Source organism: Mycobacterium sp. 050128, assembly GCF_036409155.1.
Lineage (GTDB): Bacteria > Actinomycetota > Actinomycetes > Mycobacteriales > Mycobacteriaceae > Mycobacterium.
The window spans coordinates 106554-126509 of sequence record NZ_JAZGLW010000003.1 but is presented as its reverse complement, the minus strand read 5'-3'; the positions used below and the strand labels follow the sequence as shown (position 1 = coordinate 126509).

Here is a 19956-nt window from a genome sequence, read left to right as displayed (position 1 = left end):
TTGTCGCCGGGCCCCGAGTGCAACGATCAGCCAATGGACATGATGACGATGGGCCTGATGGGCACGGTCGTGGGTGCTTCGGCCATGGGCATCGCGGGCATCGCGAAGTCGACCGTCGACAACCTGCTACCCGGGATGGCGTTAAACGGCAACAACAAACATCAGATGCGCAGCCAAATACATTCGCAGCGATGCGATGCGATCCAACAGTGGCGCAGCGGCCTGGCCGGGGCTCGTGATGCCTACCGGCAGTGGTCGTGCGGACCACGCGTCGATGATCCGCCCAACGTGGTCGGCGACGAGTGGTTCGAGGGCTTGCGACCCCACCTACCGACCACCGGCGAAGCGGCGAAGTTTCGCACCGCCCACGAAGTCCACTGCGATAACCCGACTCTGATGCAACTTTCGCTGGAGATCGGACGGGTCGAAAAGGAGTGGACCGAAGAGGCGAAGGGACGTCGACGCCGAAGGAGAAACCACCAATAGCACGAATGGCCAGATTAATTTGACAGCACTAGACTCTCTGTATGATCACTGATCCCCGTGCCGGCCTGCGTTAGGGCCGTCCGCAATGGGTCGAAAGGGTTGGGGCGGAGCACCACCCGCCGATGATGAGGAAGCGCGCAAGCGCATCATCGATGCGGCGCTGCGCAGCATGGAGCGGCGGGGACCGCAACACACCAGCCTGTCCGTGATCGCGGACGACCTCGGCGTCACGCGTCCCACCATCTACCGCTACTTCGCCACTCTGGACGAGCTGGTAACGGCGGCAAGCGACGTCGCCCTCGGAGGCTGGACCGCGCGGATCGCCGATCTCACCGCAGGCAATGGTGAGCCGGTCGAGCTGTTGGTCGAGGCCGTCGCCTACCTCGTGGAGCAATTGCCCAAAGAGCCGGTGCTGATGATGTTGCTGGAGACCGACCAGAGCCGGCTGATGAGTCGGCAGATGGTCTTGGGCGAATCCATCCGGCGATCGCGCGTGATCCTGGAGCGCACCGAAATCGATTGGGCTGCATTGGGTTATCGTGGCCGGGATTTCGACGATTTGGTCGAGTACCTGCTGCGCATCATCCAGTCGATGGTTCTGGTCCCGCCGGACCCGCCACGGTCGGCGGGACAGTTACGCGCTGTGCTGCGGCACTGGATCGGGCCGGTGGTGCGGACTCCCCCGGCCCGCAAGAAGCGCTAGGACGGCTTGCGCGGCGCCTCGGCGACCGGAACGACCGCCGTGGCCGGCTGTTCGGGCAAGTCGTCGGCGTGGAACCAGCGAAACGACATCAACCCTTCCGGGTGATCCTTGGTCGAGATGGCGTTGGGGTGGTCGAGCTCCTCGCGGCTGATCACGATCGTGATGCTGCCGTCCCGGTTGGGGACAGCGGTGCCGGAATTGATTCCGCCACGGCCATATTCGAGGTCGGGCGCTGCCATGTACTGGTTCCACAGCGTGAGGTTCCAGAACCGGCACTTCGGGTGGTGCGACGTGATCACCAACGCCTCGCCGGGCTCGAGGGCGTACGCGCCCAGGCTGTAGACGGCGTTTTGCATCGAGTAACCGTGTGTGGCGGCACCGGCCCGGTACGGCGGGGCAAGAACATTATGCGAGAGGTTTTGCCCGTCGGCGAGTTCGGTCGGCTTGCGCTCTTGCAGCACCAGCGGCACGATCGCGAGCATGTCCTGGGTGTAGCGCAGCGCCGAACGCAACGACTGAGCCACTGCCGCATCGGTTTTCAGTGGCTGAACGGGCAAGTCGCCGTGGTAGACGACCTCGATCGACCAATCGACGCGCCGGCTGTGGGCGGGGTCTTCGTGGTAGTCCCGGGTGAGCACCCCATGCGCGTCCTCGTCGAGAGCAATGAAGGGCCCGTCGTAGTCCCGCGGGCGTTCGGGGCCGAGCACGCAGGAGAAGCACCCGTCCTCATCGAGCGGCATGTCCTCGTCGTAGAGCACGCCGATGGTCCGGTTGGGCCATGCCCCGGGTTCGGGTTCGTTGTATACGGCGACCGAGTACATCACGCTCTCGTTCGGCGTTCCGCTGATGCGGTAGGTACGCCGCGGGTCGATGACGACGTAGCTGTAATACGCGTCGGTGTTGTCCCCGCCCCAGCGGCGGTCACGGCGAAACGGCGTCAGCACATCGTGGAACCGGGGCGCCACCGGGTCCGCGAACAACGTCACGTCCAACGACAAACCCAGCATCGTGGCGAGAAACTCGTAGCCCTCGGCTACGGCCAATTCTCCGCGCACCGCCTTGGGGCCTTCGAGGAACAGATTCTCGAAATCAGCGAAGGCGGTGAGCAGTTCACGCCACGCGGCTGAGCTTTGAAGATTGGCCATGAGCAGCATCATAAGCGCGCGTCAAAATACAGCACAACGTCTCTTGTAAAATGTGTAACGACATATGTATGGTCCGGATGTGAGCGACGCGATCCACATCACCGATCTCGCCAAACCGACATTTACGCCCCAAGCCCAGGCGATCATCGACGGCATGGCCGCGATGGCCGACTACTGTCCGTTGAGCACCGATGCCCTGCATGAACAAGCCACTGCGCAGACGGGTTTGACCGACTTCGGCGAACAGGATTATCGGGAGCGGATGGCGGTGCTGCTCGAGGCGTTCCACGAATTACCGCGGCTGACCCCCTTCGGCCGCACCTACGCGTTCTCCCTGATGCTGACCTTCCTCAAGGGCAGGCTGCGCGTCATCGACCATCTCAAGCGACACCCCGAGATCTTCGACGTCAGCATCGAGGCGCCCATGGTGATCGCCGGGCTGCCGCGCACCGGCACCACTCATCTGCACAGTCTGTTGGCGGCCGACCCTGCGCTGCGCTCACTTCCGTACTGGGAAGCCCAGGAGCCACTGCCCGCCCCCGGCGAGGAAGGCACCATTGAGCCTCGCCGCCAGCGCACCGGCGACGCCCTCAACATCTCCAACACGCTGATGCCGTACTTCACGCTGATGCATGAGATGACGGTCGACCACATTCACGAAGACATCGGGCTGATGGTGCAGGATTTTTCGAGCGGCTTCTTCACCACGCTCACCCATCTGCCGCGCTGGTCCGACTACCTGCGCGAGCACGATCAGACCCCGGCCTACCAGTTTCTGCGCATGATGCTGCAGGTGCTGCAGCACCAAGACGGCTACCAGCGCCGCTGGGTACTCAAATCGCCGCAACATCTCGAGCAGTTCATCCCCATCCTCAACGTATTTCCCGACGCAACGTTCATCGTCACCCACCGCGACCCCGTCGACGTCGCGGTGTCGATGGCCACGATGATGACCTACACCATGCGTATGAGCGTCGACGAGGTCGACGTGCACACCGTGGCCGAATACTGGATCACCCGCATCGACGAGTTGCTCAGCGCGTGCATGCGCGACCATGATCGGCTGCCGGCCGACCGCACCATCGACGTCCGCTTCGACGAGTTCATGGCCGACGACCTGGCGATGGCGCAGCGTGTCTGGGACACGGCCGGCTACTCACCGTCCGAGGAGTCGAGAAAGGCTGTGGCACAGTATCTGGCCGGCCATGAGCGCGGTCGGCTGGGCCGCGTCGAGTACCATCCCGAAGACCTGGGGCTCGACAAGGAGGAGCTGCGTCGGCGGTTCGCGCCCTACGTCGAGCGGTTCGTCAAGCCGGCTGCCGCGAGCTCGGCGTAGCCGCCTGGCGCGACAAGTGATCTCGTTGAATCGCGCACCGCACTGAGACGTCGTGCGGCTCTCCCTAGCCGACCGCGGTGTACCACCGAACGACGTCCTCGCCGCGCTTCCAGCGCTCGAACCACTGATCGGCGAATTGCGGCAGCGGCTCGTGTTCCGGTTTGTGATAAGGAGTTTGGCTCATCAGCACACGTCCGGCGGCGACAAGTATCTGCTTGCGCGGCACGCTCGCGAAGGCCGACGGAACCGGTCGACTACCCGACGCCAGCTTGTGTTTGAGAGTCTCCCATGCCCCGTAGGCGGGAAGCAGCGTTCGCGCGTCAACCTTGCGATCGCCTAGTGGCACGTGCACGTTGACACCGTCGACGATGACGGCCATGACCCGCAGCAGATGCTTGACCACCGCCGGCAAGACACGAATGCGATACCAGTTGTCGCCGACGACGGCGTCGTAAATCACCAGTGCCGAGCTGCGGTGCTCGACCTCTTCGACGAAGTGCCACAAGAACAATGACGCCACTCGATCGTCGCCCGGACGGAAAAGCGTCGCCTCGTTGTCGAGCATCAGCTTGAACGACGGCGTGAAGGTGGCCTCCAGATCGGCGATGTAGGCCAGTCGGAATTTGAGCGATTTCGTCGCGGTGAGCGTGTCGAAGCACGCCATCGCATCGTCGAAGGTCTGCTGCAGGCCCGGATAGAGCTTGATCAATGCGTTGACATGCTTGCGATGCGAGCTGGAGTGTTGCGCCTCCTGGCGCAAGAACGCGGTCGCCTCCGCTGCCACATCGGCGTCGGTCATCCGCGGTTTGGCCTCCTGCACCGCGGCCACGATCATCTGCTCGAAACAGATGGCGATGATCGACGTGGCGTTCATGAAGAAGGAAAAGGCGGGGTTCTCCGGATGCCAAACCCACGGGACGTCGTCGGTGAAGTCGAACTTAGGCCGTCGCACCTCGAGATCAGTCACTGGTCCATTCCCGCGGAACATGATTATACAGAGTTACATCTGGTGTAAGATCTGATTGTTGCGGCCTCATGAGGATGAGTCAAGGCCTCATGGGGCGCAATAATCAGCCCCCAGGTGCAGATCACCTGGGGGCTCGATCAGTTCGGCGGCGTCAACCGGTGACGGCGAGGACCGCTTGCGCAAGCTCGGGGCGGCAGACCACCACATCCGGCAACTTCGGATCGGCCTGGTTGTAGAGCAGCGCCGACCCGTCGATGCGGGAGGTGTGCAAGCCGGCCGCACGCGCCACCGCGACGGGGGCGGCCGAGTCCCACTCGAACTGTCCGCCGGCGTGCACATAGACATCCGACAGCCCCTGAATTACCGACGCGACTTTTGCCCCGGCAGAACCCATTTCGACCAGTGTGCCGTCCAACGCGTCGCGCACCGCCAACGCAATAGCGGGTGGGCGAGTTCGTGATACGACGATGCGCGGCTGGGCCGGCGCGGCGGGCGGCGCGGCAACGTCGGGCGTCGCCAGCGTGATGCCCTGGGCCGGCAGCGCCACGGCGCCGGCGACCAGCTCACCGGCCTGCCAGAGCGCGACGTGCACCGCCCAGTCGTCGCGTCCGAGCTCGGAGAATTCCCGCGTGCCGTCCAGCGGGTCGACGATCCACACCCGCTCGGAGCGCAGCCGCACCGGGTCGTCGGCGCCCTCTTCGGACAGCACGGCGTCCTGGGGCCGCTCGGCGCCGAGCGCTTGCATCAGAAAGTCGTGGGATCGCTTGTCCCCCGCCGCTTTCCGTTCGCTCGCATCGGCGTCGGCGAATTCCTCGCGCACACCGAGCAACAGCTGCCCCGCCTCGGTGGCCAAACGCGCAGCCAGTGCGTGGTCATTCATCGGTTACTCCTAACCCGTCGCGAGAGTCTCAATACTTCCCTATGTTGGTAGCGTTGACCAAATTTACCGTGCCATGTTGCTTGAACAGGCGGCACCCCGCAGTCGGCATCTGACATAACCTGGAGAACGTGAGCGGCAACGTCTCTGAAACGGGCGAATTGCGGCACATTCCGCGGGGGCGGCTGACGGCGATCGGCATCGTCGTGGCCCTTCTACTGGTGGGTGTGCTGATCTTCGCCGGCGTGAAACTGAACCAGGGCCAGCAGAGCACGACGGCCCAGTCCCCCAGCCAACCACCCGCCCCGCCGGACAGTTACGCCATTCCGGGCTGCTACAACCCGTCGGTCCAGCCGAGCGCGCGTCCGAAGAAGCTCACTGTCCTGGGATGCGCGGGTGTTGCCGTTGCGCTGCAAGACATGTCATGGAGTTCGTGGGGACCGCAGGGCGCCGACGGGACCGGAACCGCCGTTTTCAAGTTGTGCGATCCCAATTGCGCCACCGGCACCCAACTCACCGAACCGGTTGTCGTTCATGCGTGGAATGCGCAGAAGCCACGTCCGGACGCGATCTGCGTGGTGGGCCTCAAGATTTTCAGCGACATGATCCTGGCCTTCCCCAAGGGCGTCCCGCCCCCCAACGCGCAACCGATCAACACTCAGTACAACGGAATGCCCGCGGTGCACTTCGTCAACTATTCGCCCAGCGATACCCGCCAGACCGAGTTCATCGGCTACACGTTCTGCAACTGAAACGTCTCTGGTACCGCATACGCGCCGAACGTGCTCTCACTGCGAAAAAATCGGCAAAATCCCGCCGTCAGAGCACGTTCGGCAGAGCGAAAACTCGCTTAGACCTCGACGACGACGGCGCCGCCCTGGCCACCGCCCGCGCACATAGCGGCAACACCGATACCGCCACCGCGGCGAGCCAGCTCGTAGACCAGCGTCGTGACCATGCGCGCGCCCGAGGCGGCGATGGGGTGGCCGAGGCTGCAGCCACTACCGGAGAAGTTGACCTTCTCCTCGTCCAGGCCGTACTCCCGGCAGGCCGCGATCGGCACCGAGGCGAACGCCTCGTTGATCTCCCACAGCGCCACATCCGACGGCGACAAGCCGGCCCGCTGCAGCACCTTGCCGATGACCTTCACCGCGCCCAGACCGCAGTCCCGCGCCGGCACACCCGCGGCAGCCCACGCCTTGACCGTACCCATCACGTTGAGCTTGTTGGCTTTGGCGTAGTCGCTGTCGACAAGCGCGACGGCCGCGGCGGCGTCGTTGGTGCCGCTGCTGTTGCCCGCGGTGATCGAGAAGCCCTCGATCTCCGGGTGCAGCACCTTCAGGCCGGCGAGCTTCTCGATGGTGGTGTCACGACGCGGGTGCTCGTCGACGGCGAACTCGGTGACCGAGCCGTCGAACTGGGTGATCTTCAGCGGCAAGATCTCGTCGGCGAACTTGCCGGCGTCCTGGGCCGCGACGGCGCGCTGGTGCGAGCGAGCGGCCCAGGCGTCCATCTCCTCGCGGGTGATGCCGACGCTCTGCGCGGTGTTCCAACCGACGGTGATCGACATGTCCTTGGCGGGCGCATCCGGCGTCTCAACGTGCGTCGGCGGCATCCAGCGCTCCTCGAACTTCAGCTCCGGGCCCGGGATGCGCCAGTTCGTCAGCGGCGTCATCGACAGCGACTGCACACCGCCGGCGATCAGCACCCGCTCCATACCCGAGCCGATCTGCGCCGAGGCATTGCCGATGGCAGTCAGGCTGCCCGCGCAGTGCCGGTTGACCGACTGACCGGGAACGTGCTCAAGACCGGTAGCGGTGGCGGCGTAGCGCGCCAAATCTCCACCGCCGTAATGCGATTCGGCGAAGATGATGTCGTCGATGTCGGCTGGGTCGACGCCGGACCGGCGGACCGCCTCCGGAAGCACCGCGGTGATCAGGGTCTCCGGCGGTGTGTTGACCAGCGTCCCCTTGAACGAACGGCCGATGGCCGTCCGGACAGCTCCGACGATGACAGGTGTACCCATGTTCTTAACCTCGCTGCGGTGGGCGGTCAGACGACGCGAATCGTATCAAATACTGTATAGGCAATAGTAATGCTCTAAATTCGGTACGCCGGGGCTCTGTGACGGCGCTAACAATTAAGCGTTTCGGGTAAAGACGGAGGCCGACCGTTGAAGACCAAAGGTGCGCTGGTCTGGGAGTTGAACGAGCCGTGGTCGATCGACGAGATCGAGATCGGCGATCCCCGCCGCGGTGAGGTGACCGTCCAGCTGGAGACGGCCGGCCTGTGCCACTCCGATCAACATCTGTTGACCGGCGACTTCCCGATCCCGAGCTTTCCGGTGCTGGGCGGCCACGAGGGCGCCGGCATCATCACCGAGATCGGGGAGGGCGTCGAGAATCTGGCGGTCGGCGACCACGTGGTGATGTCGTTCATCCCGTCGTGCGGGACATGCAAGCCGTGTCAGACGGGGCTGCGCAACCTGTGCGACCTCGGTATGGGCCTGCTGTCGGGCCAATCGGTATCCGACGGGTCCTATCGGGTGACCGCGAAAGGACACAACGTCCTGCCGATGTCACTCCTGGGGACCTTCTCGCCGTACGTGGTGGTGCATCACACCTCGGTGGTCAAGGTCGATCCGACGATCCCGTTCGAAGTCGCCTGCCTGGTGGGCTGCGGGGTGACTACCGGCTTTGGCTCGGCGGTGCGCAGCGCAGCGGTCAAACCCGGTGAGGACGTGGCGGTCATCGGCATCGGCGGTGTGGGTGTCGCCGCATTGCAAGGTGCCCGAATCGCCGGGGCCCGAAGGGTATTCGCAGTCGACCCGTTCGACTGGAAGCGCGAGCAAGCGTTGAAGTTCGGCGCCACAGAGGCTTTCGCCGATGTCGCCAGCGCCTTCGGCCGAATCGCGGAGGTGACGCGCGGCTTCATGTGCCACAAGGTGATCGTCACCGTCGGGCGCACCGAGGGCAGCGAAGTCGAATCCTGGATGGGCCTGACCGCCAAGGGCGGGGTGTGCTGCCTCACCGCGATGGGCGGCGTGATGGACACCGACGTCACGCTGAATCTTGCCGGGCTGTCGCTACTTCAGAAAAGTCTGCAGGGCAGCATCTTTGGCGGAGGCAACCCGCAACACGACATCCCGGCGATCCTCGAGCTCTACAAACTGGGTCAGATCAACCTCGACGACATGGTGACCCGCGAATACCGTCTCGAGCAGGTCAACGACGGCTATCGCGACATGCTCGAGGGGCGCAACATCCGCGGCGTCATCCGGTTCACCGACGCCGACAGGATTTGACGCGCCGCTTTGCCGCGAGCGTAACGCCACGGTGAAAAATTCGGCGGAATCCCGACGTGGCGCTACGCTCGCGGTCCGGGCGTGAGCACAATGAGTCCATGACCACCACCCCCGTAGCCCAACGTGAGGCCCAGACCGCCGCATACCGAGTCGCAGCGATGTTGATGGGTATCGGCACCGTGCACTTCCTGGCCCCCAAACCGTTCGACACCATCGTCCCCGTCGAGCTGCCGGGAGATCCGCGCTTCTACACCTACGCATCGGGTGTCGCCGAGATTGCCACCGGCGCCCTGCTGGTGCCGCGACAGACGCGGCGGTTCGCCGCGCTGGCCGCCGTCCTGCTGTTCATCGGGGTGTTCCCGGCCAACGTCAACATGTGCCGGTTGTGGTGGAACAAGCCGTGGCCGATGCGCATCGCCGCCTTCGCCCGGCTACCGCTTCAGATTCCGATGATCACCACGGCGTTGACGATCATGCGCAACAGCTAACCGGAGCATTCGATGAATACCACCGGAATCGCGGTGCTGCTCGCATTGGCGGCTGCCCTGATGATCGGCATCGGAGACGTCCTAGAACAGCGATCCGCTCGGCAGGTCACCGACAAACCGGTCAGCACCCCGGCGCTCTTCCATCGGCTGCTGCGCGATCGCCGTTGGTGGCTAGGCAGTCTCGTGGCCGCCGCCGGGTTCGGGCTGCAGGCTGCGGCGCTCGGCCTGGGTTCGGTGGTTCTCGTGCAGGCACTGTCGGTGACTTCGCTGCTGTTCGCGCTGCTCATCAGCAGCACGGCGAATCACCGCAAAATATCTCGCTGGCAAGCTATTTGGGCCGTCCTGCTCGTCGCCGCCGTCGCAGTGGTGGTGACCGTCGGTAACCCCCAGGCTGGCATTCCGCGCGGGTCAATCAAGACATGGACGATCGTGGCCTTAATCCTGGGGCCTGCACTGATCGTGTGTGTGATCGGCGCTCGCTTGTCCTCGGGATGGCTCAGCGCGTTGCTGCTGGGGCTGATGTCGGGCGCGCTGTGGGGCCTTTTTTCGGTGCTGACGAAGGGCGTGGTGGACCAACTCGGCCGCGGCATTCCGGAGCTGTTGCGAACGCCCGAGTTGTACGTGTGGGCGGTGCTGGGGATCGCCGCGACGGCCTGGGAGCAGTCGGCGTTTCGGGCCGGCCCGCTGACCGCGTCGCTGCCCGCGGTGACGGTCGCCGAGCCGCTCGTCGGCTCGGTGCTCGGCGTCATCGTGCTGGGCGAGACGTTGAGCACCAACCACGTCGGCATGGTTGTGCTCGGCATGTCGGTCGCGGTGATGATCGCCGCGGCGGTGGCGCTGGCGCAAAGCCAGGCCGCTGGAGCCCCGGCCACCGATGCGCCGACCGACGTGCGATCAACTTCTCCGCGAACCGATCCGGTGTAAGGTCCCGTCGGGATCGATGTAGGCGAATTCCCTTAAACCGTAAGGCGTATCGACCGGTTCCACCAAGCGGCCCTCGAGATCCTTCAGCGCCGCCCACTCCGCGTAAAGGGCGTCGGCGTCGCTGACATAGAAGTACACGCTGGATGCGGTGCGCAGTGGATCGTGTTCGGCCCACTCGCTGAGGTGCATCGACACCGAGCCGCGGTCGACGAAGCCGTAGCGGTCGGGGCCTTCGTAGCTGCGGGCATCGAACCCGAGTCGGCGGTAACGATCCAAGGCGATGTCGAGATCTCGAACGGGAATGATCGGGGCTACCGAGGCGAAATCGATTTCGGGCACACCGTGAGTCTGTCAGCTGTCGTCCCGATCGCGCTGCGAACGCTGTCGTATGCTCCACCCCAGTCGACCGCAGCAGGAAGGCACTCAATGATGAGTCAGCTACCAGCCTTCGCCGCAGTCGCCGCCACCGTGATGCTGGCGGCGGCTTGCGACAGCAACGGGGGTGGCACCGGCACCCCTTCCTCAGCGCCGACCCCAACGAGCGCCTCGAAGCAAGCGGTCGCGCCGGCGGCACTCATGGATCTCTTGCTCACTCCCGCCGACGTCGACAGTGTTCTCGGGGTTACCGGCTCGAGGACCGACAAGGTTTCCGACTCGCTGCAAGAAGACCAAACCGCCGGGATGGGCCCGAAGGGCTTCAGGTTCCCGGAGGAATGCCTGTACATCACCGGACCCGCCCTCGCGCCGGTATACGCCAACAGCGGGAGCACATCGGTGCACGGCGAGAGAATCACCGAACCCACGCCTGGGGCATCGAGTGAGTCGAGCCCCGACGCAAACCAGTACGTGGTGATGTTTCCGGCCGCCCAGCAGGCGAGCGCCTTCTTCAGCACCTCCGCCCAGCGCTGGCCCGCGTGCGCCAACCGCCAAGGCACCGTTCCCGACGGCGCGAATTCCCCGGGCTTCCAGTGGACGGTGGGGCCGGTTTCCAATGACAACGGAGTTCTGAGCACAACCGTGTCCGTAAACCTTGTCAAGGATGGCGAGCACATCGTCAAGACCTGCCAGAGAGCGCTGACCGTACGCAACAACGTCGCGATCGACGTTGACGGCTGTCGCCAAAGCCCCGGCAACGTGGGCGTCGACATCGCCAATCTGATCGCTGGCAAAGTCGACAAGCAGTAGGCGTTGCGCCCTCGGCACGAATTCAGTAGTTCGCGCTGCGATCTCGCTGGACGTTTTGGATGTGTCTCGCTACCCGCAAACACCACAGGACCCGCGCAGCTGTCGTATGCTCCATCCGCAAACACCCTCCGAACAGTCGACGCGCGCAGTGCGCGCATCACTCGCCCCCAGCAGGAAGGCACCAACGATGCGCCCATTCGCACTCGCCGCCGCCGTCGCCACTACCGGGATACTGATTGCTGCTTGCGGCGGTAGCAACGGGGGTGGCAGCGCTTCGTCGTCGACCACCACCACGACTTCGTCGAAGCCTCCCCTGGCGCAGGCCGCGCTGGCGAGCCTTTTGCTCACTCCCGCCGAAGTCGACAGCGTGCTGGGCGTCACGGGTTCGAAGTCCGACAAGACATTCGACACGCTCCAAGAGGACAAAAGCACCGAGGTGTTCCCCAAGGGATACAAATTCCCGGCCGAGTGCCTCTACATCACCGGCGAGGGCTTGACGCCCGTTTACGCGGGCAGCGGCAACACCGCGGTGCATGGGGAGCGTGACACTGCGCCGATCCCCGCGGGGTCGAACGATCCGAACCCTGACATCAGCCAATTCGTGGTGTTGTTTCCGTCCGCCGACCAGGCGACCGCCTTCTTCAACACGTCGGCCCAGCGTTGGCCCGCCTGCGCCAACCACCAGGAAACCGTTCCCAGCGGCGGCGACCCGGACGCTCCTGACATTCAGTGGAAGGTGGGACCGGTTTCCAACAGCAACGGAATACTGAGCACCACGGTGAGCGTGAGTCTGAGTAAAGGCAGCGACACGATGGCGCAGAGCTGCCAACGGGCGCTGACGGTGCGCAACAACGTCGTGATCGACACCGAAGCGTGCCGTAAGGATCCGGGAGACGCCGGCGTCAGCGCCGCCAAACAGATCGCGGCCAAAGTCGACAAGCAGTAGCCGTCGCGTATCAGTTCCCCTGGCGTTCAGTCGATTCGAGCAAGCCCGACACGACAGCCGCGACTTTGGTAAGAATGGGTTGCTATGCCGCGCTCATTCGACGTCTCCACCGAATCGCCCGCCAGCGTTGAACAGATCTATTCGGCGTTCAGTCGCGAGGACTACTGGCTGGCCCGAATCGCCCTCGGGGACGCCGCGACCACCACGCTGGACTCGCTGGATTTCGACCCCGCCGGCAGGGTGACAGTGCGGGTAACGCAGCACCTGGGACGCCAGCTTTTGCCCGGCCCGGTCGCCAAGTTCACACCCGGCGAGCTGAAACTCGTCCATGAGGAGACGTGGAAACCCAACGGCGACGGCCAGGTTCTCGGCCAGGTCAAGGTCTCGACGTCGCCCGGGGTGGGCGGGGCCCGCGCCCAAGCTTGGCTGGAGCCCAGCGGCGACGGCACACAGTTGCGGTTCGCGGTCAATGTGCACGTCAAAATCCCATTGGTGGGCGGCAAACTCGAGAAGACTCTCGGTGCAGGTTTGTCTGACAGCATCCCCGCTGTGCAGCGCTTCACCACCACCTGGATCGCCGACCACTTCTAGGCGACCTACTGCCCCGGCGCTTCGCCCTTGCCATGCAAGTACGTCGAGGTGTTAGCTCTGTACTCGTTAGCAACCAACGCTGCCTGGCTAATGAGAGGTTTTGCCCGATGCTTCGTCAGATGTTCGCCGTGGGAGCAATTGCGCTAGGGATAGCGGGGACGCCCACAGCCCACGCGGCCCCATCCACCACCACAACGTCTCCTGCACCGACGACGGGTTCGAGCGTGTACTACCCGAACTGCAAGGCCGCCTGCGATGCCGGTGTGGCTCCGATTTATCGGGGACAGCCGGGCTATCGGCCCCCTCTTGACCGGGACAACGACGGCATTGCCTGCGAAATCTGCCACTGAGAGTGCACCCTTGTTCCGATTGATCGCCACCAGCGCGATGTGCTGTATCGCCGTAACGGCGTGCGGCTCGCACCTGGCGTCCGACCCGAGTAAGTCGGGCTCCAGTTCGGCGAAACCTTTGGCGAGCAGCAGCATTGCCGCTTCGCCCCCTGTCACTACGACCGTTTCGCCGGCGACGACGAGCAGCGCGCCGCCCGATTGTGTCGGATTGTCGATCTGCACACCGCCGCCGCCGGACGCCGAGGGGAATCCCGCGTGTTACTACTCCGATGGCTGGCAATCGAATTCAGCCGGGGCGGGAATTGAAGTCTGGTACTTCCACGAGCCGCAGCACATGTCGAAGCCGGACAAGGTCACGGCAATAGTGCGTAAGAAGGACGGCACCAACGAGTCTCAAGATGCCGCCATCGAGGCGGGCCAACAAACGCATCGCTTCGAATTCCCGACCATCGATAAGTCAGCGGTTCAGGAGGTGCTACTCGCGTCGAGCAGCGGCCGCTGTTTCGTGATCGGCAGTTAGAAACGTACCCGGCTCTCCCCCTTGTGTTTTCGCGTCCTTGAGAGGGACCTGCTTCCTTCTGGAAGGGTAAAGCTTTTAACCGCAGGGTGTTTGGCCGCCGGTCAACTAGGTAGGCTGCGTCGTTAGTGCAGGCGACGGATAGAGGAACCACCAGATGACCCGTATACGTACCATGACAGAGGCAGACATCAACGCGGCCGCACGGATCTGTTACGAAGCCTTCAACGCGATCGCTGCCCGGCACAACTTTCCGTCGGACTTTCCCTCGGTCCGACATGCTCACGATCTCGTCGGTGCGTTGCACCCTCACCCCGGATACTTCAGTGTCGTAGCCGAATCCGATGGTCGGGTCGCACGGGGAGCGGCCAAGGTCGTCGAGCGCGACGGCCAAATAACCGGCTACACGACCGACGTCGGGTTCACCGGCCACTCCGTCGCCGTGAGCAACGAAGATCTCGAGGCATTGATCGCCGATGCAGAGAAGTTCTCCTGGAATGGATTTCTTGTTCCGTTGCGCAACGCCGAGTTGTTGCGATGGTGTTTCGACCACGGCCTGCGTGTCGTCTACCTGCTGAACATGATGGCGCTGGGTCACTACCAGGAGCCGCGCGGTTCCTTCTTGGCATCGATCGGCTACTGACGACGCTTGCAACCCGGCCTGCCGCGACCGCGGACCAGGGATACTGGCACACCATGGACAACACGCATTGGTGGATACCCTGGCTGCCCCTGCTGGGGTCAATACTCGTCACCGCGACCGCATTCCTCGGCGTCATGATCAACAACAAAAACAGCCGCGCCGCCATCCGATCGGCGCGCATACTTGATCATCACAAGTGGTTACGAGAAACGCTATTGCAGCTCGGATCGCACGCCGCTGGGCACGCATTCGAGATCGACCGCCTCTACAACGTGCGCTCCTTTGCCACCAACGACGAGGTGTTCACCCAGAACATGCTCACCCTGGCGGGTGAAATCCGGCGACTGTCCGCCACAGCAGACAGCCTGAGCCTCATCGGATTTCCCGAACTGGCGGCCACCTGTGCGGAAATTCGTCACGCGGCCGATCGAGTGGTCGAACCCGCCAACACCCACCGCGAAACCATCCGATCCTCGGCACCCGAGCAACACGTTCACCAGACTCGCGTCGCCGTCGACAACCAGCTGGCGGCACTAAGCGAGGCGCGAAAACGGTTCGTGGACCACGCCCAGCAGACCTTGAAGGCCCACGCGCTGCTGCAGGTCGATGGCATTTGACCGCTACCCCGGGCGGTTGACCGTCATGCCGGACGCCACCGAATCGAACAGTTGCGTCACCAGATCGACCACATCTTCTCGCGTCACGTCCAAGTCACCGTCCAGCCACGCGAGCAAATAGGCGTCGGCGGCAGCTACGACACCGACGCCGAGCAACAGCCGGCTACGGTCGTCGACGCCGTCCACCGCCGGCAAGAGGTCGGCGACGAGCTGGGCCAGTTTGCGAAGCCCTTCTTGGCGGTGGACCGCAACCATCGGCCCACCGGAAAACACCTCGCGAAGCTTGATGCGCGCATGGCCGGGGTTGCCGTCCAGGCCGCGGCTGATCGAATCAATCATCGCCCGCGCCCCTTCCGAGGCCCCGGCGGTGGCGGCGATCGCGGCGCGGCATTCACTGACTTCCTCATCGATGAGCTGGTCGTAGGCGGCCGCCAACAGCGCATCGAGATCGGCAAAGCTCTCGCCGAAATACCGATCGCGCAGTCCCGCCTGACGCAACACCGCGCGGATGGAGGTGCCGGCGTAGCCATGCTCGCCGAACAACTCGATGCCGGCATCGACCAATCGCGCGCGGCGCTCCGCGACCCGTTCCGTCGCGGTCTTTCCGTCGTAATCCCTCATTCAAGACTTTCTGATTGCGCGCGTCCCATGATGAAAAGCATAAGCCACCTGCGCACATGCGACCGCACCATGTGGGGTCAGTCACCATCTGATTGCACGTGACCTCAGATATGAGTACGTTGGGCACATGACATCTTCACGGCAAGTTTCACCACACAATTCGTTCGACTACGTGATCGTCGGGGCTGGCAGCGCTGGATGCGTGCTGGCCAATCGGCTGTCCGAAGACCCGTCGATTCAAGTCCTCCTTCTTGAGGCGGGTCCCGAGGACACCCAGGACGCGATTCGGGTCCCCGCCATCTTCAGTTCCCTGTTCGGGACCGAAGTCGACTGGGATTATCGCCTCGAACCGCAGACGCACTATCAGGGATCGGCGACCTACCCTCGCGGCAAGACGCTGGGTGGTTCATCCGCGATCAATTTGATGGTCTACATCCGCGGAGACCGCGCGGACTTCGACGGCTGGAGCGAACGCGGCTGCGCTGGGTGGGATTACGACAGCGTGCTGCCCTACTTCATCAAGGCGGAGAACAACAACCGCCTCGGTGAACCGCTGCATGGTCAGAGCGGCCCCCTACACGTCGAGGACCGGATGTTCACCCATGAGCTCTCGCACAAGTGGATCAGCGCGGCGAGTGAATGGGGTTTGGAGGCCACCGAGGACTTCAATGGTGTATCCCAAATCGGTTCGGGCGCTTACCAAGTCAGCTGCCATGAAGGTTGGCGATGGTCGGGCGCCGATGGCTATCTGCGACCGGCACTCGGGCGGCCCAACCTCACCGTGCGGGTCAATGCCCAAGCGACCCGGATTCTCGTGGATGGGGTTCGTGCGACCGGCGTGTCCTACCTGCACGATGGCGCGGAGGCGACCGTCTATGCCGCGGCGGAGGTAATTCTGTCCGGCGGCACGATCAATTCCCCGCAACTGCTGCTGCTGTCGGGAATCGGCCCGGCCGATGCGCTGCGTGCACTCGGCATCGATGTCAAAGCCGACCTCCCGGGTGTCGGAGAGAACCTGCACGATCACACGATGACCCCCATTGTCTGGGGGACTCAGGATTCGACGGATCTGTTGGAGATGGCCAGCCCGGAAAACCTTGAGCTGTGGCAGAACCGGCGCGGTGGCCCCTTCTCCTCCAACGGCGGCGAGGTGGGGGGATTCCTGTCCACCGTCGGCGATGGCATCCCGAACATCCAATTCATCGGCGGACCAACATCATTCGTTGACCACGGACACTTCAGTCCGCCGCTGCCGAATTTCACGATGAATGCCGCCCCCACCCACCCGCGCAGCCGCGGCCGGCTCTGGCTGGGCTACGCCGACCCGCTGAAGCCTCCGCGCATCGATCCCGCCTACTTCTCCGACCCGGCAGATATTCACGACGTCATCGCGGGCCTGAGCGCGGCAATCGAGATCGCCCACCAGCCCTCGTTGAGGAAGTTCCTCAAGGGGATTAATCTCCCCGCCGAAGAGAACCTGGACCAGAGCACCCTGGCCGCTCACGCGAGGAACTGGTCGCAGACCGAGTACCACCCGGTCGGCACCTGCGCGATGGGTATCGACGAACGAGCGGTCGTCGATCCCGAGCTCAAAGTTCATGGTATCGAGGGACTTCGGGTTGTCGACGCATCAGTGATGCCCGCGATCATCAGTGGGAACACCAACGCCGCGACGGTGATGATCGCCGAAAAGGGTGCCGACCTCATCAAGATTTCCCGCCGCCCGAACTTCGATACGCGGCGCTGACAGCGGAGAGTCAGGTAGCAATCCGACTCGCAACGAGATCGGCGATCGCGGCTCGCCCTCTACCGCCCCGACGAAGAACACGTGACGACTGCTCTACTGTGGCCACGTCTCGCCGTGCGTCTCGGGCGCCAGCGGAATGATGAAAAGCCCAACCACGAATACGTGCGGGCACCACCTGTTCTGTCGTCGAACTCATCTCGCCCTCTCGCTGAAACCATCGGCCGAACGGCCATCGCGTGAGCAAGCAGAGCGGCAGAGCTGAATTCGCTTTGGCATTTCGCGATTTCATGCGCGGCTGCGATGGCAATCGTGTCACGACAGCCTATTTCGGAGCGGCGTGCCAGCGAAGGCTCACGATGAGCTCTTCCTCAGAAGGCAATGCGTGTTGTCGTTCGCCTATCGAGTTTCGATCGAGGCATTCACGACTCAATCGCGTGGTGGCGCTACATTGAGTAATCGCCTACTGGGTTCAACGCGGAACGAGGCCATCATGGGATTCATCACGCCCGACCTTCCCGACGTCGACCACGACACCTGGCCCACACTGCCCCGGTCCACGCGGATGCAAGTGGTGACCCGGCATTGGGTGGAACACGGCTTCGGCACGCCGTCGGCGATCTATCTGCTGTATGTACTGAAGATGGCCGCCTACGCCGGCGGGGCTGCGGCGGTCATCGCGTTGACCCCGGGGCTGGGCGGCCTCGATCGCATCGCCCAGTGGTGGACCCAACCGATCGTGTACCAGAAGGTCGTGGTGTTCACGCTGCTGTTCGAGGTCCTCGGCCTGGGTTGCGGTTCCGGGCCGCTGACAGCGCGGTTCTGGCCGCCCATCGGAGGTTTCCTGTTCTGGTTGCGACCCAACACGATTCGCCTGCCACCCTGGCCGCGCATGATTCCCTTCACCCGCGGGGATAGTCGCTCGATCGTCGACGTGGCCCTCTACGCGATCGTGCTTGCCTCCGGCGTCTGGGCACTACTCTCTCCCGGCCGTGGCGGCCCGGTTACCGCGACCGGCGGCGATGTCGGCCTGCTCGACCCGATGGTGGTGGTGCCGGCGATCGTCGCCCTGGCGTTGTTGGGCCTGCGCGACAAGACGGTGTTCTTAGCGGCCCGCGGCGAGCACTACTGGCTGACCCTGTTCGTGTTCTTCTTTCCCTTCACCGATCAGATCGCGGGCTTCAAGATCGTCATGCTCGCGCTGTGGTGGGGCGCGGCGACATCCAAGCTCAATCATCACTTCCCGTACGTCGTGGCGGCGATGACCAGCAACCACCCGCTATTGCGCAGCAAATTGTTCAACTGGGTCAAGCACCGGCTCTACCTGGACCCGGTCAATGACATACGTCCCTCCTGGGTACCGAAAGTCATGGCGCATGTCGGCGGCACTACGGCCGAATTTCTGGTGCCCCTGGTCCTGGTCTTCTTCGCCGATGGCCATCGCTGGGCGTGGTTCCTGATCGCCTTCATGGTGATCTTCCACCTCAACATCATTTCCAACCTCCCGATGGGAGTTCCGTTGGAGTGGAATGTATTCCTGATCTTCTCGCTGTTCTATTTGTTCGGGCACTACAACGCAATTCACGCCACCGACCTTCAATCGCCGCTGTTGCTGGCCATCCTCGTCGTCGCCCTGGCCGTGGTTCCAATTCTGGGAAACCTTTTCCCCCAGCAGTTTTCGTTCCTGCCCGCGATGCGCTACTACGCCGGTAACTGGGCGACCAGCGTCTGGTGCTTCCGCGCCGGCGCCGAGGAGAAGATCGAAGCCAATGTCGTGAAAAGCTCAGCGCTCACTGCCAAGCAACTGGCCAGGCTGTACGACGAGGCGACCGCCGAGATCACCATCGACAAGGCCGGTGCCTTCCGGTCGATGCACACCCATGGTCGCGCACTCAACGGGTTGCTGCCTCGCGCCGTCGACAACGAAGCCGACTACCGGATGCGCGAGGGTGAAGTCGTCGCCGGTCCCCTGGTCGGCTGGAACTTCGGCGAAGGCCACCTACACAACGAGCAACTGCTGGAGGCCCTGCAGCGGCGCTGTCAGTTCGACGAGGGCGATGTGCGGGTGGTCATTCTGGAAGGCCAACCCATTCAGACCCAACGGCAGTGGTATCGCATCGCGGACGCCAAGGCCGGGGTGATCGAGGAAGGCTACGTCACCGTCGCGGACATGCTGGCGCGTCAGCCCTGGCCCGAGCCGGGCGACGAGTTCCCGGTGCACCTGACGCGCGCGGAGAAGCGGCTGTCCACCGCCGACTAGTTGCACCCGGGCGCTTGTATCCGAAGTTTGCGCGGACGACGGCTCGCGGGGGCGGTAAACCCGCCGGTGTCGTCGAAAAAAGCCCAGGAACCGTCGTCGTCGACCTCCATGCGCCAACCCAGCTCAGAACTGCCCGCGATGGTGTCCATAAACCATGCGTGTGCAGCTTCTGCGCTGTCGAAATTCTTCGCTGCGACTATCTCGCCATGCGGGTCGATAGCTCGAAACGTGGGCATGCGATGGGATTATCCC

The 19956-nt window shown here is 63.8% G+C and carries 23 protein-coding genes; 16 read left to right on the top strand and 7 right to left on the bottom strand.

Annotated features, from left to right (window positions below):
- Window positions 1-33: 33 nt before the first annotated feature.
- The gene (locus SKC41_RS21290) at window positions 34-486 is read left to right on the top strand and encodes a hypothetical protein (protein WP_330979677.1); all 453 of its coding nucleotides are present in this window, start codon (window positions 34-36) and stop codon (window positions 484-486) included.
- 85 nt (window positions 487-571) lie between these two features.
- On the top strand, window positions 572-1189 hold the full coding sequence (locus tag SKC41_RS21285; RefSeq protein WP_330979676.1) for a TetR/AcrR family transcriptional regulator: 618 nt from the start codon (window positions 572-574) through the stop codon (window positions 1187-1189).
- On the opposite strand, the gene SKC41_RS21280 is transcribed toward SKC41_RS21285, so the two are convergent.
- Window positions 1186-2334 carry a DUF1214 domain-containing protein gene (locus tag SKC41_RS21280; protein WP_330979675.1) on the bottom strand — a complete coding sequence of 383 codons (1149 nt, stop codon included), beginning with the start codon at window positions 2332-2334 and terminating at the stop codon, window positions 1186-1188. The two genes, SKC41_RS21285 and SKC41_RS21280, sit on opposite strands and share 4 nt — an antisense overlap.
- A 79-nt stretch (window positions 2335-2413) precedes the next feature.
- Here SKC41_RS21280 and SKC41_RS21275 point away from each other — a divergent pair, with 79 nt between their 5' ends.
- Window positions 2414-3670: a sulfotransferase family protein gene (locus SKC41_RS21275; RefSeq protein ID WP_442931742.1), complete on the top strand. Its 1257-nt coding sequence runs from the start codon at window positions 2414-2416 to the stop codon at window positions 3668-3670.
- 64 nt (window positions 3671-3734) lie between these two features.
- Here the strand turns inward: SKC41_RS21275 and SKC41_RS21270 are convergent, their stop codons facing one another.
- Window positions 3735-4637 carry a metal-dependent hydrolase gene (locus tag SKC41_RS21270; RefSeq protein ID WP_330979673.1) on the bottom strand — a complete coding sequence of 301 codons (903 nt, stop codon included), beginning with the start codon at window positions 4635-4637 and terminating at the stop codon, window positions 3735-3737.
- Window positions 4638-4788: 151 nt separating this feature from the next.
- Window positions 4789-5517: a 3'(2'),5'-bisphosphate nucleotidase CysQ gene (locus SKC41_RS21265; RefSeq protein WP_330979672.1), complete on the bottom strand. Its 729-nt coding sequence runs from the start codon at window positions 5515-5517 to the stop codon at window positions 4789-4791.
- 158 nt (window positions 5518-5675) lie between these two features.
- Between SKC41_RS21265 and SKC41_RS21260 the strand changes: the two genes are divergently transcribed.
- Window positions 5676-6266 (top strand): hypothetical protein, encoded by a 591-nt coding sequence (locus SKC41_RS21260; RefSeq protein ID WP_330980069.1) that lies wholly within the window; start codon window positions 5676-5678, stop codon window positions 6264-6266.
- A gap of 98 nt (window positions 6267-6364) precedes the next feature.
- Here SKC41_RS21260 and SKC41_RS21255 read toward each other — a convergent pair whose 3' ends face one another.
- On the bottom strand, window positions 6365-7540 hold the full coding sequence (locus tag SKC41_RS21255) for a thiolase family protein (protein WP_330979671.1): 1176 nt from the start codon (window positions 7538-7540) through the stop codon (window positions 6365-6367).
- Window positions 7541-7687: 147 nt separating this feature from the next.
- Between SKC41_RS21255 and SKC41_RS21250 the strand changes: the two genes are divergently transcribed.
- The 3 genes from SKC41_RS21250 (at window position 7688) to SKC41_RS21240 (ending at window position 10230) form a co-directional block, all read left to right on the top strand.
- Window positions 7688-8818: an NDMA-dependent alcohol dehydrogenase gene (locus tag SKC41_RS21250; protein ID WP_330979670.1), complete on the top strand. Its 1131-nt coding sequence runs from the start codon at window positions 7688-7690 to the stop codon at window positions 8816-8818.
- A gap of 98 nt (window positions 8819-8916) precedes the next feature.
- Window positions 8917-9306, top strand: coding sequence for a DoxX family protein (locus SKC41_RS21245; RefSeq protein WP_330979669.1), 390 nt, complete (start codon window positions 8917-8919; stop codon window positions 9304-9306).
- A gap of 12 nt (window positions 9307-9318) precedes the next feature.
- On the top strand, window positions 9319-10230 hold the full coding sequence (locus SKC41_RS21240) for a DMT family transporter (RefSeq protein WP_330979668.1): 912 nt from the start codon (window positions 9319-9321) through the stop codon (window positions 10228-10230).
- On the opposite strand, the gene SKC41_RS21235 is transcribed toward SKC41_RS21240, so the two are convergent.
- A complete protein-coding gene (locus SKC41_RS21235) occupies window positions 10201-10560 on the bottom strand; it encodes a bleomycin resistance protein (RefSeq protein WP_330980068.1) in 360 nt (119 codons plus the stop codon). The two genes, SKC41_RS21240 and SKC41_RS21235, sit on opposite strands and share 30 nt — an antisense overlap.
- A 99-nt stretch (window positions 10561-10659) precedes the next feature.
- On the opposite strand from SKC41_RS21235, the gene SKC41_RS21230 reads away from it, so the two are divergent.
- The 7 genes from SKC41_RS21230 to SKC41_RS21200 all read left to right on the top strand — a co-directional run bounded on the left by SKC41_RS21230 (window position 10660) and on the right by SKC41_RS21200 (window position 15079).
- Complete coding sequence (locus SKC41_RS21230) at window positions 10660-11415, top strand: sensor domain-containing protein (RefSeq protein WP_330979667.1); 756 nt, start codon at window positions 10660-10662, stop codon at window positions 11413-11415.
- 187 nt (window positions 11416-11602) lie between these two features.
- Window positions 11603-12361 (top strand): sensor domain-containing protein, encoded by a 759-nt coding sequence (locus SKC41_RS21225; RefSeq protein WP_330979666.1) that lies wholly within the window; start codon window positions 11603-11605, stop codon window positions 12359-12361.
- A gap of 84 nt (window positions 12362-12445) precedes the next feature.
- Window positions 12446-12952: a DUF2505 domain-containing protein gene (locus SKC41_RS21220; protein WP_330979665.1), complete on the top strand. Its 507-nt coding sequence runs from the start codon at window positions 12446-12448 to the stop codon at window positions 12950-12952.
- Window positions 12953-12984: 32 nt separating this feature from the next.
- Complete coding sequence (locus SKC41_RS21215) at window positions 12985-13302, top strand: excalibur calcium-binding domain-containing protein (protein WP_330979664.1); 318 nt, start codon at window positions 12985-12987, stop codon at window positions 13300-13302.
- A 208-nt stretch (window positions 13303-13510) separates the two neighbouring features.
- On the top strand, window positions 13511-13822 hold the full coding sequence (locus SKC41_RS21210; protein WP_330979663.1) for a hypothetical protein: 312 nt from the start codon (window positions 13511-13513) through the stop codon (window positions 13820-13822).
- 172 nt (window positions 13823-13994) lie between these two features.
- A complete protein-coding gene (locus tag SKC41_RS21205) occupies window positions 13995-14462 on the top strand; it encodes a hypothetical protein (RefSeq protein WP_330979662.1) in 468 nt (155 codons plus the stop codon).
- A 53-nt stretch (window positions 14463-14515) separates the two neighbouring features.
- Window positions 14516-15079 (top strand): hypothetical protein, encoded by a 564-nt coding sequence (locus tag SKC41_RS21200; RefSeq protein WP_330979661.1) that lies wholly within the window; start codon window positions 14516-14518, stop codon window positions 15077-15079.
- Window positions 15080-15082: 3 nt separating this feature from the next.
- Here the strand turns inward: SKC41_RS21200 and SKC41_RS21195 are convergent, their stop codons facing one another.
- Window positions 15083-15700 (bottom strand): TetR/AcrR family transcriptional regulator, encoded by a 618-nt coding sequence (locus SKC41_RS21195; protein WP_330979660.1) that lies wholly within the window; start codon window positions 15698-15700, stop codon window positions 15083-15085.
- 127 nt (window positions 15701-15827) lie between these two features.
- Here SKC41_RS21195 and SKC41_RS21190 point away from each other — a divergent pair, with 127 nt between their 5' ends.
- Both SKC41_RS21190 and SKC41_RS21185 read left to right on the top strand, forming a co-directional pair.
- The gene (locus SKC41_RS21190; protein ID WP_330979659.1) at window positions 15828-17447 is read left to right on the top strand and encodes a GMC family oxidoreductase; all 1620 of its coding nucleotides are present in this window, start codon (window positions 15828-15830) and stop codon (window positions 17445-17447) included.
- A gap of 490 nt (window positions 17448-17937) precedes the next feature.
- Window positions 17938-19704 (top strand): DUF3556 domain-containing protein, encoded by a 1767-nt coding sequence (locus SKC41_RS21185; protein WP_330979658.1) that lies wholly within the window; start codon window positions 17938-17940, stop codon window positions 19702-19704.
- Here SKC41_RS21185 and SKC41_RS21180 read toward each other — a convergent pair.
- Window positions 19701-19940: a hypothetical protein gene (locus SKC41_RS21180; protein WP_330979657.1), complete on the bottom strand. Its 240-nt coding sequence runs from the start codon at window positions 19938-19940 to the stop codon at window positions 19701-19703. The genes SKC41_RS21185 and SKC41_RS21180 overlap by 4 nt on opposite strands.
- Window positions 19941-19956: the final 16 nt, after the last annotated feature.